This window comes from Paenibacillus paeoniae (genome assembly GCF_003388735.1).
Classification (GTDB): Bacteria; Bacillota; Bacilli; order Paenibacillales; family Paenibacillaceae; genus Pristimantibacillus; species Pristimantibacillus paeoniae.
Map to the genome: position 1 here is coordinate 1,110,458 of NZ_QUBQ01000001.1, position 14,702 is coordinate 1,125,159.

A 14,702-nucleotide genomic window follows, 5' to 3' on the forward strand; every position below is an offset into this window, starting at 1 on the left:
GTTTGGAACAAATGGGATTGTTAATTGTTTTGTCCGGTCCTGCTGGAGTGGGAAAGGGAACGGTATGCACCGCGCTTCGTGCAAGAATGCCGGAGATCGTTTATTCCGTATCGGCCACAACCAGGCAACCGAGACAGGGCGAGGTTGAAGGCGTTAATTACTTTTTTAAAACAAGAGAGCAGTTCCAGGATATGATCGCGAACAACGCACTGCTGGAGCATGCAGAATACGTAGGCAATTATTACGGGACTCCTCGTGACTTTGTGGATCGTACGCTTGCTGGCGGCAAAGATGTCATTCTGGAAATCGAAGTTCAAGGTGCGCTTAAGGTGAAGAAAAACTTCCCTGAGGCAATCTTTATTTTCCTCTTGCCCCCATCGCTGGATGAACTTAAGCAGCGTATTACGGGGCGCGGCACGGAGACGCAGGATATTATCAATACCCGCATGAACGTCGCCGTTGAGGAGATGAATCTTCTTAGCCATTATGATTATGCCGTTATTAATGATGAGATAGATGCGGCTTGTGATCGGATTCGAAGCATCGTGATTGCAGAACACTGCCGCAGGGAACGCTTTATGCCTTATGTTACGGGAATGAAGACCACAATCGAGAAAGCTTGAGTGAGGAGAATGTCTAATGTTGTATCCATCCATTGACGAAATGGTGAAGAAGGTAGACAGCAAATACACGCTTGTCGTAGCCGCTTCCAGAAGAGCGCGCATGTTGCGCAATGGGGAGAAGTCGGAGCTGATCAACCCGCGTTCGCATAAGCATGTTGGCGTAGCGCTTGAGGAAATTTACGGCGATATCATTCATGTAGAATCACTTGGTGCGAAAGACGAATAGTACGACAGATTGATCAAGACTGGAGGTGTGAACTGGAGACAGGGATGCACCTCTTTTTTGTCTGATCAGTCACCTATGTGTTGAAACGTGTAATAGACGGGAGATTGAACGAATTGTCATCGAGTATAAGTAGTTTGGTATTTGTTGTTATTTTAATAGTGTTGTTTTACCTGATTTTTTACGCAGTGGTTCGCAGTGCAATCAACAATTCCCGCTTGTCGGAGAAGGTGGACGTCCTGACAGAAGAAGTTAGAGAGCTGAGGAAAGAAGTTAAGGCGAAGAGCCATATCATCGATAAACGTATTTAGGCAAAAGAAGAAGTACTGTCGCAATTGCGTTTGAGCGTTAAGCAACCCCGAAGGAGCCGATAGTTATGATTAGACATTGGACAAATATATTTATTGCGGTTGCGCCCGACTGTCCGGTGTTCGAAGGGGTCGAGCCTGTAGCGAAGCGAGAAGGAAAGCCTGCGCATGTCATTCAGTATGAGCTTCTGGCCAATCATCCCTACCGTTTCACCTTTGAGGAGCAGCTATTCGAGGTGTATTGGAGACATAAGGGATTTGACCCCAATATGCCGGGTGATGAGCGATCCCGCTTGCGCGACGAACTGCTTAGCAAAAGCCATCCCTGCATGCGAGCCTCCCAGCTTCCCAAAAAGTTCGGATGGGGCGTGCATTACAATGAAGAAGGGAAAATAGCTCTTTACGGGATGGAAACGGAGTCTTATCGAGGTCTGCTGGATGCGGCCAAAAGCGATGAGCATATGGAGCTCCAGATAGCGGTTAGAAGCAGCAAAAAGTCGTAGTGGGTTCTTGGATTGTGATGGTGGCATTAGGTCATGGATTCTAATGGTCTAGATTAGTGTAATAGACGAAATAGCGTTGTGGAGAAATCGCTGATTGGCCGGAGTTAGTTGGGGCGCCGCAATAGTGTCGTGAGACAACACTAATTCCCCCCAGACTGCAGATGGAAATTGCGGCTCTGCGAATATCGCGACAATTCTAAGTAAATACGCAATAACCCACTTCTCGTCAACTTGTCGTTTGAGTCGTACGTCTTAATGAAAGATATAGGATGAATCAAACTTATTCTGTCAGGGGACGGTGATCCAATGTCCGATGAGAAGCGTGATATTCAGGAGCTGAAGCAGCAATTGAATGCTTTTGAGCATCAAGTGCAGTCTTTGAAAAACACGAATCAGAAACGCTCGACCGCAAAAACCGTCTTTGTAGCCTTTCTGATCGTTCTGATTATTATCGTTGGATCTATAGGAGTTATAAATTACATCCTTTTTTAAGCAGTCGGATGAATGGTTGACATGTCCAACATCTAGTTTTTGAAATGCATTATGATATGATAAGGGGAGAAATCTTCCGCTGCGCTTTTGCTCCGCCAGTTACACGAATCGCACTCATCGCACAATGCAACATCTAAGTATCTTGCCGAACACACAAGCATCGCGCTCTTGTACACATGACCCAAGCAGCAATATATGATGCTAGTTTTGTACCGCAAAACTGAAGACCGCTTTTCGAAGCTGTTATAGCTTACCAAGCTTTAGGCCAGGTGCTCATAAAGCAAGTTTTGTCTTGCAAAACGAAAGGCCAGCGCTTAACAAGTCAGTTTTGTTCCACAAAACGTTGAGGAGGAGTTTATTATGGAGCAGTTGCGTTTTCCCAATGGCAAATTTGTGTTTGAAGGCATGTCGACCGTGCAAATGGAGCAATGGATCAACGAGGTTGAGAAGTTGCCCGGTGAATTAAGGGCGGCTATCGAAGGTTTAGATGATGAGCAATTGGATGTGCCTTATCGAACGGGAGGCTGGACCGCCCGGCAAATTGTACATCATCTTGCGGATGCCAATATGAACATGTTCTCCAGATTCAAGCTGGCCTTGACCGAATCTAATCCGACAATTAAGCCGTTTAATGAGGAACGATGGGTGATAACGGCAGATACTCTGAATGCATCACCGGTTACAAGCTTGCTTATCATTGACGGGTTGCATGCGAGAACGTCGCTGCTGCTGCGATCGATGGAGCGGCCCGATTTCGAGAAACAATTTTATCATCCCGAGAAGGGAAGCCAGATGAAATTATCCTCATTACTTGCTTATATGGCTTGGCACGGCAGACATCATGTCTCACATATATTAAGCCTAAGAGAACGAATGGAATGGTAAGCGCTATCCGCCATATCGAAGGTGGGTGCTTGACGGAATAGGAGTGGGCAACATGATAGCAGGGAAAACAATTATATTAGGCATCACCGGAGGCATTGCCGCTTATAAAGGAGCCGCGTTATGCAGCAAGCTCGTTCAAGCCGGAGCAACCGTACATGTCATGATGACGAAATCCGCTACCGAATTTATTACGCCGCTGACGCTGCAGACGTTGTCGCGCAATCCCGTGCATATAGATACATTCGACGAGCGTAATCCCGAGGTTGTGACACATATTCATCTGGCTGACCATGCTGATTTGATCGTGATCGCTCCGGCCACAGCGAATTTCATGGCTAAGATGGCGAATGGACACGGGGACGACATGCTCAGTACGACGCTGCTTGCCGCGACATGCCCCATTGTGATCGCACCGGCTATGAATGTGCACATGTACGAGCATCCGGCCGTTGTGGACAATATGGAGCGGCTGGCTGCGCGCGGCGCAATGTTCGTGGAGCCTGGAACGGGCCAGCTTGCATGCGGCTATGTCGCAAAGGGCAGACTGGCTGAACCTGAAGATATCGTGATAGCCCTCGAAACGTGGTTTACGCAAAATCAAAAGCTTAAAGGCAAAAAAGTGCTCATCACCGCAGGCGGAACGATGGAGCGGCTTGATCCTGTCCGTTATTTGACGAATGATTCTTCGGGCAAAATGGGATTTGCGATTGCGGAAGCAGCACAATTGATGGGAGCAGACGTTACGCTTGTGGCTGGACGCACGACTGAACAGCCTCCCAAGGGTGTGAAAGTCATTCGGACGCAATCAGCTGCAGACATGCTGGACGTTGTTGTGAATGAGTTCCAAAATGCGGATATCGTGGTGAAAGCGGCGGCAGTCGCGGATTACAGACCCGCTGTTGTCCATGAGCAGAAGCTGAAGAAAACGGGTGAGAGCCTCGTCCTGGAGCTTGAACGAACGACAGATATTTTGGCGACTATCGGAGAGCGCAAGTCGCATCAGTTTTTGGTTGGATTTGCGGCGGAGACGGAATATCTGGAGCGGCATGCCATGGATAAGCTGCAAAGAAAGCATTGCGATCTAATTGTTGCGAATGATGTAAGTCAAGATGGCGTCGGCTTCAACGGAGATACGAATGCGGTAGAGGTATACGGACCGGAGGGACTTGTCGAAGCCTTGCCTTTAATGTCCAAGCGAGCGACAGCGGTTCGATTGATGGAACTGATTAGCGAGCGGATTGCTGCGGGCGGTGGAAGCCAGTCATGATTGCTAAGGTTATTGTGGACGTGCCGAGCCGCCAGACGGATCGGCCGTTTGATTATGAAGTACCCATGGAGATGGAGTCCTGGATCGAGGTGGGCAGCCGTGTAGGCGTTCCCTTCGGCGGGCGGGTGCTGCAAGGATTTGTAATTGCCATATCGGAGTCCGCTTCTGTAGACATGACGCGTGTGAAGCCGATTGCCGAGCTGCTCGACCCTGTGCCTCCCTTCCTGCCCGATATGATTGAGCTGTCGCAGTGGATGAGTGAAAAGTATTGCTGCTCATGGACGCAAGCGCTGCAGGCGATGATTCCGGCTGCGCTGAAGGGCAAAGAAGAGAAGCGGATCGGCTTGGCGGATGAGACGGACGCTGATGCGCTCCCTGCAGAGCTTGTGGAATGGATGGATAAGGGCGACGGCCTTGTCAAGCTGGACGCTCTACTTGCGCGTTTTCCGGAGCATGTTCGTGCAGTGAAGCAAGCGCTTGGCGATGGAACGCTTATTCAGCAATCTTCTATTAGAGACAGGCTGTCGGTGAAAAAGGTGCTTACGGTGTTTTTGCCGAAGACTTTGCCCAGCCTGGAGCTTGCACTGGAGCAGATCCCATCCCGGGCGGCCAAGCAGCGCGAGGCGCTTTCCTTCATGTATGAACGCGGAGAGGCTATGCCGCTGCAGGAGATGGTACAGGCATCCGGCGCATCGGCGGCAAGCATTAAGGCTTTGGTGGAGAAAGGCTTATTGGAGCTAAGAGAAGTAGAGAGCGGACGCGATCCTTATGGGGATCGCAGCTTCAAGCGCACACAGCCCCTGCCGCTTATGGATGGTCAGCAGGCTGTCTTTGGACGAATTATCGCCTCATTGGACGAAGGCAAGGGCAGAACGATGCTTCTCCATGGGGTAACGGGGAGCGGCAAAACCGAGGTCTACTTGCAATCGATTCAATATTGTCTGGAGCAGGGGCGCCAAGCTATCGTACTTGTACCGGAAATCTCACTCACTCCGCAGATGGTGGAGCGCTTCAAGGGCCGTTTCGGTGAAGCGGTTGCTGTTCTACATAGTCGCCTGTCAAGTGGAGAGCGGTTCGACGAGTGGCGGAAAATCCGCAGCAAACGGGCTCAAGTGGCGATCGGCGCCCGGTCGGCCATATTCGCTCCTTTTGACCATATTGGCCTCATTATTATAGATGAAGAGCATGAGTCGTCCTATAAGCAGGAGGAGAGTCCTAAGTATCATGCACGTGATGTAGCCGTCAGAAGAGCGAGCCATCATGGCGCAACCGTTATATTGGGATCGGCTACGCCATCCATGGAATCGTTCGCGGCAGCGAAGCGCTCTGCTCCACATGGGGATGGCGGAGCCTCGGCGCTGCTGCCGATGCCGGAGCGCGTCGGAGGACGTCCTATGCCGACGGTTGACGTTGTCGATATGCGGGAAGAGCTGCGCGGCGGCAATCGCTCGATGTTCAGCCGCCAGCTGTATGAGAAGCTTCAGGAGCGGCTGGAGCGCGGTGAGCAATCCGTGCTTTTGCTTAATCGAAGAGGATATTCGACGTTCGTGATGTGCCGCTCATGCGGTCATACGGCTTCTTGCCCGCATTGTGATATCTCACTTACCTATCATCAGAAAACGAGAGTGTTGCGCTGCCATTATTGCGGTCATGCGGAGCAAGCGCCTACGGAATGTCCCGCTTGCAGCAGTGAGCATATTCGCTACTTCGGAACGGGCACGCAGCGTGTAGAGGAAGAGCTAGCCAAGCTGTTCCCTGGCATTCGCGTCATCCGAATGGATGTAGACACCACGACAGAGAAGCATGCGCACGAGAAGTTGCTTAAGCGATTTGGCGAGCGACAAGCTGATGTGCTGCTCGGCACGCAAATGGTAGCCAAAGGACTGGATTTCCCATATGTTACGTTAGTAGGCGTAATTGCCGCAGATACCTCTCTTCATCTTCCCGATTTCCGCGCAGCGGAGAAGACGTTCCAGCTTCTTACCCAGGTGGCCGGCAGGGCCGGCAGACATGAGCTGGAGGGCGAAGTCGTTATTCAGACCTATACGCCGGAGCATTATGCGATAACGACTGCACAGCAGCATGACTATGCCGCATTTATAGGCGAGGAGCTTCGACACCGTTCGGTGATGGGTTACCCGCCGTATTGTCGGCTTGTGCTCGTTACGATGTCGCATGAGCAGCTTCCGCTGCTGATCTCCGTTAGCGACCGATTCGCTGCCGAGCTTAGGGAACTGGCCCAGCATGAGGGCTTGCTGGCTCCGCTCGGAAGCGGGCTGCCAAGGGCGCTTGAAGTACTGGGGCCCGTCGCATCGCCGATTGCTAGAATGAAAGATCGCTACCGCTTTCAATGTGTGATAAAATATCGTGGTAGCATTGACGCATCCGCTCTCGTCCGCCGTGTGCTCCAGCCGTTTACGGAGGGGCCGCCGCAAAAAAACGTGACATTCAGCGTGGACGTCGATCCCCAAGTCATTTTATAAAAAGTTCATAGATATCCAGTAAAGGAAGGGAACAACATGAGTATTCGTTTGATCGTGAAAGAACCGGATCCGGTATTGCGCGAGGTAGCCAAGGAGGTCACCAAGTTCAATGACAATTTGAAAAAGCTGCTGAAGGATATGGCGGAGACAATGTATGATGCGCAAGGCGTCGGTCTCGCTGCTCCTCAGATTGGCATCTCCAAGCGAGTGATTGTCGTAGATGTAGGCGATGAGAACGGGTTGGTCGAGATGGTGAATCCGGTAATCGTAGAGCAAGAGGGCGAGCAGCTTGGTCCGGAGGGCTGCCTCAGCATCCCGAACCTGAACGGCGATGTGCTGCGTGCCGACCGCATCGTGGTCGAAGGGCAGAATAGCAGCGGGGAGAAGCTCACTGTGAATGCCAGCGGATACTTCGCGCGTGCGTTCCAGCATGAGATTGACCACCTGAACGGCATTCTATTCACGGATTTGGCTGAGAGCGTGTATGATATCTCGGACAGACCGAGAAAAGGCGGCGAATAGATTTATGCGTATCGTATTTATGGGGACGCCGGATTTTGCCGTCCCTTCTCTGCAATTGCTCCTAGCTAGCGGTTATGAAGTAGTTGCTGTTGTAACACAACCGGATCGGCCGAAGGGCCGCAAAAAAACGTTGACGCCGCCCCCTGTCAAGGAAGCGGCGTTATCGCTTGGTATACCCGTATTGCAGCCGGAGCGCATGAGAAACCCGGAGGCTGTGGCTGAGTTAGCGGAATATAAGCCGGATTTGATCGTGACGGCCGCATATGGACAGATTCTGCCGAAAGTTGTACTGGAGCTTCCACGTCTCGGCTGTATTAATGTGCATGGCTCGCTGCTGCCGAAGTACCGTGGAGGTGCACCGATCCAGCGCTCGATTATTAACGGGGAATCCGAGACAGGCGTTACGATTATGTATATGGCGGAAGGACTTGATACGGGCGATATGATCAGCTCGGTCGCTCTTCCGATTCTAGATGAGGACACCTCGGGTACGATGTTCGACAAGTTGAGCCTTGCTGGAGCCAAGCTGCTAGGCGAGACTCTTCCGTCCATCATCGATGGTTCAGCGGAAGCTGTACCGCAAGCCGAGGTAGAAGCTACATACGCACCCAATTTGAATCGTGATGATGAAAGATTGGATTGGAGCAAGTCGGCAAGAGCATTGTTCAACCAAGTGAGAGGGCTGTCTCCTATGGCAGGAGCATTTACTTATTTGAACGGAGAAGTGTTCAAAATTCGTGAATGCGAGCCTGTTCTGGGACGTAGCGGGAACGCAGAGTCGGGCAAAATTGTATCTGCTGATGCGAATGGCATCGTAGTACAGACAGGCGACGGCATGCTGCTGCTGAAGGAAATTCAGCCGGCCGGCAAGCGTGCGATGGCCGTAGGGGAATGGATCAAGGGAGCACGGATTGAGCCGGGCACCAAGTTCGGCGAAGGTGAAGAACGATGAGCGGCGAAGCAAACGGCCGTCCGTCAGGCAAGCGTGCCCAGGCAGGCGGTAAGACATCACACACAAAGCAGAGCCGACCAAGCGGGCGCGGCGGAAACAGAGGGAAGGTCGATCCGCCGAAGCGCAAAGCCGTAACGCCAAGAGAGCTGGCTCTCAACATCTTGGTGAAGGTAGCGGACTCCGGCGCTTACAGCAATATTCAGCTGAACCGGTCGCTGCAGGAATCCGGAATGTCCAGACAGGATGCAGGGCTGGCAACGGAGCTTGTATACGGCACAATAAGCCGTCAAGCGACGCTTGACCATTGGCTGTCCAAGTTTGTCTCCAAAGGGCTTCACAAGCTGGATACATGGGTTCACCAGCTTCTCAGACTAAGCGCCTACCAAATGCTGTTCCTGGATCGGATTCCGACGCATGCGGCGGTGAACGAAGCGGTCACCATTGCCAAGCGGAGAGGGCATTCCGGAATATCCGGCATGGTCAATGGCGTATTGCGCAGCATTGACCGGGGCCGGGAAGAGCTGGTTCTCTCCAGCATTAGGGCGGCGACGCCAGTTGCGACGCTGGCGCTTAGACATTCTTACCCGGAATGGCTAGTTGAGCGGTGGGTTGCTGCATACGGACTTGAAGAGGCTGAAGCGATATGCGCTTCAAGCAACGAACAGCCTCATGCCAGCATCCGTGTCAATACTGTGCTCGCAGATCGGAATGACAGACTCCGGGAGCTTAGCGATAACGGCATTCATGCCGAGCCTTCTGCCATTGCTCCTTCGGGTATCGTCGTAACGGGAGGAGGCAATTTGGCTGAGACGGATGGATTCCGTCAAGGGCTATGGTCCCTGCAGGATGAAAGCTCCATGCTCGTAGCTGAGGTTGTCTCCCCGAAGGCGGGTATGAAAGTACTGGATTGCTGCGCTGCCCCTGGAGGCAAGAGCGCGCATATGGCAGAGCTGATGGATGGGAAAGGAAAAGTATGGGCCAACGATCTGCATGCGCATAAACGAGAGTTGATTGTCGCTCAGACAGAGCGGCTGAAGCTGCGCAATGTGGAGGCCGTAGTGGGCGACGCGACCGAATTGCCGGAACGATTCGCTCCAGAGTCTATGGATGCGGTTTTACTTGACGCACCATGCTCTGGCTTCGGCGTTATTCGCAGAAAACCGGAGATCAAGTGGACGAAAACAGAAGGCGACATCTCGGAGATTGCGGCTCTGCAGCGCCAGCTTCTGCACCGTGTGAGCGGGTTGGTTCGTCCTGGAGGCACGCTGGTTTATAGTACATGTACGATGGAACGGGAAGAAAATGAAGCGCAGATTGAAACATTCTTGCGGGAGCATCCGGAGTTCAGTCTGGATGCGGACTGGCCGGAGACTGTTCTGAGCAACCTGCGTGATGCAGGCGTTATCGGAGACCAATTTGACGGTCAATTGCAGCTTCTGCCCCAGCATTTCGGCAGCGATGGATTCTATATTGCTCGTATGGTAAAGGCACTCTGACGCCTTTTCTGGCTGAGGTTGGGCGTTTGTGGTAAAATAAATCGACAACAGCCCCTGAAATACAAGCATTGTCATAGATGAGGCTGTTCTACAATAAAATACAGGTGTGATGAGATGAAACCGATTATTTATGATTATACGTTAGACGGATTGAGAGATTGGATGAAAGAGAACGGCGAGCCTGCTTTCCGCGGGGACCAACTGTTCGATTGGATCTACGTCAAGCGGGTGAAGAGCTTCGAGGAGATGACGAATCTGTCGAAGGGGATTCGCGAGAAGCTGGACGACCAATTCCAATTTGTCACGCTAACCGAAATTACAAAATTCGAATCCAGAGACGGAACCGTTAAATTTCTATTCGGATTGCATGACAACCATGCGATTGAGACGGTTATTATGCGTCACAATTACGGCAACAGTATTTGCGTAACGACGCAGGTCGGCTGCCGGATTGGATGTACATTCTGTGCTTCCACGCTTGGCGGACTGAAGCGCAATCTGACCGCTGGTGAAATTGTGGCCCAAGTCGTAACTGCTCAGCAGATGCTGGACGCGACCGGCGAGCGGGTATCAAGCATCGTCATTATGGGCTCCGGCGAGCCGTTCGAGAATTATGATGCAACGATGACATTCCTGCGGAACATGATACACGAGAAAGGGCTGAATATCGGCCAGCGTCACATTACGGTATCGACAAGCGGTATCGTGCCAAGCATGTATAAATTCGCCGACGAGAATACACAGATTAATCTGGCGCTGTCGATCCATGCGCCGAACGACAAGCTTCGTTCCAAGCTGATGCCGGTCAACAGAAGATTCCCGTTTGAGGATGTCATTGAGGCTTGCCGCTACTATATTGCCAAGACGGGAAGAAGAGTCACGTTCGAGTACGCGCTGATTGGCGGAGTCAATGATCAGGCCGAGCATGCCCAGGAGCTGGCTGATGTGCTGAAAGACATGCTGTGCCATGTCAATCTGATCCCGGTCAACCATGTGCCCGAGCGCAATTATGTTCGAACGCCGCGCGAGGATATTTTCGAATTCCAGCGCGTGCTGGAGCGCAACAAGATCAGCGTGACGATTCGCAGGGAGCAAGGCCATGATATCGCTGCCGCTTGCGGCCAATTGAGAGCGAAACATATGGAGTCCACGACGAGGTGATGAACCATTGTTAACGGCAAACCGCAGTAATGTCGGACGAGTCAGGCATGTCAACGAAGATCAGTCTTGGATTGGTCAGTTGGATAACGGCGTCACGCTGGCTATTGTCGCTGACGGCATGGGCGGCCATCAGGCCGGCGATGTCGCCAGCGAAATGGCGGTAAGCGCCTTCCGCAGCTTAATGGAGCAGCGTGCCGCGAAGCCTGATTTGACGGAGCAGGAAGGCAAGATGCTGATCCGCCAGGCCATAAGCGAGGCGAATGAGACGATCTATGCGATGGCGGCTAGTAATGAGCAGTATCACAATATGGGTACGACCATCGTAGCTGCTCTGATTCATTCGAACAGCGCTGTAATCGGGCATGTCGGCGACAGCAGGGCTTACAGGGTGACCAAGGAGTCGATTCAGTTGCTTACAATGGATCACTCCTTAGTTAATGAACTGGTGAAGTCTGGTCAGCTAACAGATGAGGAAGCCGCCAATCACCCACGTCGCAACGTGCTCACCCGGGCCATCGGAACCGATCCGCAGGTTGAGATTGACGTCCAATCGCTGGCATGGTCTCCGGAGGATGTACTGCTGTTATGCAGTGACGGTCTGACCAATATGGTTAGCGAGCAAGAGATGCATGCTGTTGTTGCGGGCGAGGAGAATGGGCTCGAAGGCAAGGCGGATCATCTCATTGGGCTGGCGCTCGAAGCAGGAGGAGACGACAATGTGACGGTCGTGCTTCTGCAGGAAGCTGCTGACGCTAATCGGGAGGAGGGCTCACTATGATCGGACATGATTTAGGCGGTCGATATGAAATATTGTCTAGAATCGGCGGCGGCGGAATGGCGCTTGTCTACAAGGCTCATGACGTCTTGCTCAACCGGAATGTCGCCGTAAAAGTGCTGCGCCAGCAATTCGTGAATGATGAAGAGTTCATTCGCCGATTCCGCAGGGAAGCGCAATCCGCGGCTGCCCTGTCCCATCCCAATGTCGTTAGTATCTATGATGTGGGGCAAGAGGAAGATACGCACTACATTGTGATGGAATACGTGGAAGGCAGCAACTTGAATGAAATCATTCAGGAGCGGGCGCCGCTTCAGGCTGAAGAGGCTGTCCGGGTCGCTGTGCAAATCTGTGATGCGCTGGATCATGCGCATCAGAATCATATTATACATCGCGATATTAAGCCTCATAACATACTTATTGGCAACAACGGTCGGGTGAAGGTAACGGACTTTGGTATTGCTCGCGCAGCCAGCTCCACGACCATTACACAGACAGGATCTGTCGTCGGGTCCGTACATTACTTCTCGCCGGAGCATGCGAAAGGCATCAACACGGGAGAGAAGTCCGATCTGTATTCACTGGGCATCGTACTGTACCAGATGCTCACAAGCAAGCTGCCGTTTCTCGGCGAAAGTCCGATCAGCGTAGCTTTGAAGCATCTGCAGGAAACCTTCGAGGATCCGCGTACGGTCAATCCGCATATTCCACAGAGCGTGGAAAATGTCATTCTGAAGGCGATGCGCAAAAATCCGAGCGAGCGATACGGCTCCGCTCACGAAATGCTGCTTGATCTGGATACCTGTCTGCGGCCGGATCGACTTAATGAGCCAAAGGCTACCTTCTCGCATTTCAGCGACATGGAGGAGACGCGCGTCATGCCGGCAATCCGAGGGGGCGAGCTTTCTGTGACCAATCATTCATATAACGACCGCAAAGAGCCAAAACCAAGCACAACGGATACGAATGTGAAGTGGCAAGAAGAGAACGATCGCAAGGGAAAAGGGTGGAAGAAGCCGCTTATTGTCGTCGGCGTAACTCTGGCTCTGCTGGCGCTAATCATTATTGGTTTTATTTGGTTGCTTAATCAATTCAAGACCGAAGAGGTCCTTGTACCATATGTTGTCGGCGAGACGCTGGAGATTGCCAAAGCCAAGCTCGAAGAGGTAGGCTTGCGCATTGAAGATCCGGTATCCAGAGAACCTAGCCGAGATGTTCCGAAGGACCAGGTCATAGAGCAGAACAAAAGAAATATGAAGGTCAAGACGGGTACATCGATCGCATTGACCGTTAGCGATGGTCCGGAGATGTCGACGATAAGAAATTATGTCGGCCAGTCTATTAAGATCGCCAAGGAGGAGCTGCATGCTCTTGGGGTGACAGATGACCGTATTCGAATCGAGCAGCAGAATAGCGAGGAAGATGTCGATAAGATTCTGGAGCAGACGCCAGCAAACGGCGAGCAATTCGATCCCGAAAAGGCGGAAATTACGTTCGTCGTCAGCATCGGCCGCGAGACGGTCGAGATGATTGATCTGACTAATTATAAGCTGTCGGCGGCGCGGCAATGGCTGAAGTCGATGGAGCTTGTACTGGAAGAAAGCGATATCTCATACGCCCCGAGCTTTATTCACGCAAAGGATCATATTATAAGCGTAGACAATGCCGATCCGTCTGACAAAATACCGAAGGGTACCTCAATCAAGTTGACCGTGAGCTCCGGCATTCCGTCTGATGCCAAGAGCGGGTCCTATAATGTCACCATCTCGCCGGCCAGCCTGGATAAGCCAAGCGAAATTAGAATCGACTATTCAGATTCCCGCGGAGATGTGAAGGGCGAGACGCGTTCCATTAACGGAACGGTTACGATTCCGGTGACCTTGGTCCTGTCGCCGGACACGGTGGCAACGGTAACGGTATACCGTGACGGACATTTCGTAGATGCCGTCAATATCAATTACAATCAATTGGATGGATCGCCGGGGCTTAACATTCCTGGTGCAACCCCGCCGCCAGTTGAAACCAACATTCCAGAAGAACCGGCAAATGCGGAGGTAGACTTAGGCCATGGCGAAAACGAAGGAGAACATTAAGACAGAGCAGGCTTTGGGCAGAATCGTCAAGGCGCTCAGCGGCTATTACTATGTCCGGTCCGAAGGAGACTCCCCTGATTCCCAGACTGTGCAGTGCCGGGCACGTGGCGTATTCAAGAAGCGGGGACTGACGCCGCTCGTAGGGGATGAAGTGCGATTCAGCTTGACGGAGAATGGGGAAGGCACAGTAGAGGAACTGCTTCCCCGTTCTTCTGAGCTGATCCGTCCTCCGGTAGCCAATATTGATCTGGCCATTCTTGTATTCTCTGTAACGGAGCCTGTCTTGAACTTGCAGCTGCTGGATAAGTTTCTTGTGCATATTGAGCATGCAGGCATTCCTGCCGTACTTTGTTTGAGCAAGCAGGACTTGGAGACGGAGGGAGGGTTCGCGGAAGATGCGGCTTCGGCTGCTTCTTCCGTCAACCGCATCTATCGCAAGCTTGGCTATGAGGTATACGGGACAAGCTCTCGTAAAGGAGCCGGCATTCAGGAGTTGAAAGAACGGCTGAATGGCCATCTTGCCGTATTCGCCGGCCAGTCTGGCGTCGGGAAGTCATCGCTCCTCAATGCACTCGTACCTGGCTTGACGCTGGAGACGAACGAAATTAGCAATCGATTAGGGCGAGGCAAGCATACGACAAGACATGTCGAGCTGATCAACGTTGACGGCGGTTATGTCGCAGATACCCCGGGATTCAGCCAACTGGACTTCGGCGAGCTGGGCATTGATGATTTAAGCTATTGCTTTATTGAGATGCGAGAATTGTCGCCGGATTGCAAATTCCGCGGCTGCACGCATGTCCATGAGCCCAGCTGTGCCGTACTGGCTGCACTGGAAGCGGGAGAAATCGAGCAAAGCCGTTACGATCATTACGTTCTGTTCCTATCAGAGATGAAAGAGATTAAACGGAGGTACTGA

The 14,702-nt window shown here is 52.1% G+C and carries 15 protein-coding genes; all 15 read left to right on the forward strand.

Annotated elements, in window-relative coordinates; all coding sequences use genetic code 11:
* The first annotated feature begins 11 nt into the window (after positions 1 to 11).
* The 15 genes from gmk (at position 12) to rsgA (ending at position 14,702) form a co-directional block, all read left to right on the forward strand.
* Positions 12 to 623, forward strand: a complete 612-nt coding sequence (gene gmk / locus DX130_RS04900; protein ID WP_116043295.1) for a guanylate kinase — start codon at positions 12 to 14, stop codon at positions 621 to 623.
* A gap of 16 nt (positions 624 to 639) precedes the next feature.
* Complete coding sequence (gene rpoZ, locus DX130_RS04905) at positions 640 to 849, forward strand: DNA-directed RNA polymerase subunit omega (protein WP_116043297.1); 210 nt, start codon at positions 640 to 642, stop codon at positions 847 to 849.
* Between the two features lie 113 nt (positions 850 to 962).
* Positions 963 to 1,157 carry a hypothetical protein gene (locus DX130_RS04910; protein WP_116043299.1) on the forward strand — a complete coding sequence of 65 codons (195 nt, stop codon included), beginning with the start codon at positions 963 to 965 and terminating at the stop codon, positions 1,155 to 1,157.
* Positions 1,158 to 1,222: 65 nt separating this feature from the next.
* Complete coding sequence (locus DX130_RS04915; RefSeq protein ID WP_116043300.1) at positions 1,223 to 1,657, forward strand: DUF6157 family protein; 435 nt, start codon at positions 1,223 to 1,225, stop codon at positions 1,655 to 1,657.
* Positions 1,658 to 1,963: 306 nt separating this feature from the next.
* A complete protein-coding gene (locus DX130_RS04920) occupies positions 1,964 to 2,149 on the forward strand; it encodes a hypothetical protein (protein WP_116043302.1) in 186 nt (61 codons plus the stop codon).
* 360 nt (positions 2,150 to 2,509) lie between these two features.
* Positions 2,510 to 3,034 (forward strand): YfiT family bacillithiol transferase, encoded by a 525-nt coding sequence (locus DX130_RS04925; protein ID WP_116043303.1) that lies wholly within the window; start codon positions 2,510 to 2,512, stop codon positions 3,032 to 3,034.
* A 52-nt stretch (positions 3,035 to 3,086) separates the two neighbouring features.
* Complete coding sequence (gene coaBC / locus DX130_RS04930) at positions 3,087 to 4,301, forward strand: bifunctional phosphopantothenoylcysteine decarboxylase/phosphopantothenate--cysteine ligase CoaBC (protein WP_116043305.1); 1,215 nt, start codon at positions 3,087 to 3,089, stop codon at positions 4,299 to 4,301.
* Positions 4,298 to 6,784: a primosomal protein N' gene (gene priA / locus DX130_RS04935; protein ID WP_116043306.1), complete on the forward strand. Its 2,487-nt coding sequence runs from the start codon at positions 4,298 to 4,300 to the stop codon at positions 6,782 to 6,784. Before coaBC ends, priA begins: the two co-directional genes overlap by 4 nt.
* A 36-nt stretch (positions 6,785 to 6,820) precedes the next feature.
* Complete coding sequence (def, locus tag DX130_RS04940; RefSeq protein WP_116043308.1) at positions 6,821 to 7,306, forward strand: peptide deformylase; 486 nt, start codon at positions 6,821 to 6,823, stop codon at positions 7,304 to 7,306.
* 4 nt (positions 7,307 to 7,310) lie between these two features.
* Complete coding sequence (fmt, locus tag DX130_RS04945) at positions 7,311 to 8,258, forward strand: methionyl-tRNA formyltransferase (protein ID WP_116043310.1); 948 nt, start codon at positions 7,311 to 7,313, stop codon at positions 8,256 to 8,258.
* Positions 8,255 to 9,754, forward strand: coding sequence for a 16S rRNA (cytosine(967)-C(5))-methyltransferase RsmB (gene rsmB / locus DX130_RS04950; protein WP_116043312.1), 1,500 nt, complete (start codon positions 8,255 to 8,257; stop codon positions 9,752 to 9,754). The genes fmt and rsmB overlap by 4 nt, the downstream gene beginning before the upstream one ends.
* Positions 9,755 to 9,868: 114 nt before the next feature.
* Complete coding sequence (gene rlmN / locus DX130_RS04955) at positions 9,869 to 10,915, forward strand: dual-specificity RNA methyltransferase RlmN (protein WP_116043314.1); 1,047 nt, start codon at positions 9,869 to 9,871, stop codon at positions 10,913 to 10,915.
* A 7-nt stretch (positions 10,916 to 10,922) separates the two neighbouring features.
* On the forward strand, positions 10,923 to 11,693 hold the full coding sequence (locus DX130_RS04960) for a Stp1/IreP family PP2C-type Ser/Thr phosphatase (protein ID WP_116043316.1): 771 nt from the start codon (positions 10,923 to 10,925) through the stop codon (positions 11,691 to 11,693).
* On the forward strand, positions 11,690 to 13,783 hold the full coding sequence (gene pknB, locus DX130_RS04965) for a Stk1 family PASTA domain-containing Ser/Thr kinase (RefSeq protein ID WP_116043317.1): 2,094 nt from the start codon (positions 11,690 to 11,692) through the stop codon (positions 13,781 to 13,783). The genes DX130_RS04960 and pknB overlap by 4 nt, the downstream gene beginning before the upstream one ends.
* Positions 13,758 to 14,702: a ribosome small subunit-dependent GTPase A gene (rsgA, locus tag DX130_RS04970; RefSeq protein ID WP_116043319.1), complete on the forward strand. Its 945-nt coding sequence runs from the start codon at positions 13,758 to 13,760 to the stop codon at positions 14,700 to 14,702. Before pknB ends, rsgA begins: the two co-directional genes overlap by 26 nt.

Bases quoted from the DNA above. Each gene is read 5' to 3' on its own strand.
- DX130_RS04915 (WP_116043300.1), top strand. From the start codon at position 1,223: ATGATTAGACATTGGACAAATATATTTATTGCGGTTGCGCCCGACTGT.
- DX130_RS04920 (WP_116043302.1), top strand. From the start codon at position 1,964: ATGTCCGATGAGAAGCGTGATATTCAGGAGCTGAAGCAGCAATTGAAT.
- priA (WP_116043306.1), top strand. From the start codon at position 4,298: ATGATTGCTAAGGTTATTGTGGACGTGCCGAGCCGCCAGACGGATCGG.
- rpoZ (WP_116043297.1), top strand. From the start codon at position 640: ATGTTGTATCCATCCATTGACGAAATGGTGAAGAAGGTAGACAGCAAA.
- coaBC (WP_116043305.1), top strand. From the start codon at position 3,087: ATGATAGCAGGGAAAACAATTATATTAGGCATCACCGGAGGCATTGCC.
- def (WP_116043308.1), top strand. From the start codon at position 6,821: ATGAGTATTCGTTTGATCGTGAAAGAACCGGATCCGGTATTGCGCGAG.
- pknB (WP_116043317.1), top strand. From the start codon at position 11,690: ATGATCGGACATGATTTAGGCGGTCGATATGAAATATTGTCTAGAATC.
- fmt (WP_116043310.1), top strand. From the start codon at position 7,311: ATGCGTATCGTATTTATGGGGACGCCGGATTTTGCCGTCCCTTCTCTG.
- gmk (WP_116043295.1), top strand. From the start codon at position 12: ATGGGATTGTTAATTGTTTTGTCCGGTCCTGCTGGAGTGGGAAAGGGA.
- rlmN (WP_116043314.1), top strand. From the start codon at position 9,869: ATGAAACCGATTATTTATGATTATACGTTAGACGGATTGAGAGATTGG.
- rsgA (WP_116043319.1), top strand. From the start codon at position 13,758: ATGGCGAAAACGAAGGAGAACATTAAGACAGAGCAGGCTTTGGGCAGA.
- rsmB (WP_116043312.1), top strand. From the start codon at position 8,255: ATGAGCGGCGAAGCAAACGGCCGTCCGTCAGGCAAGCGTGCCCAGGCA.
- DX130_RS04925 (WP_116043303.1), top strand. From the start codon at position 2,510: ATGGAGCAGTTGCGTTTTCCCAATGGCAAATTTGTGTTTGAAGGCATG.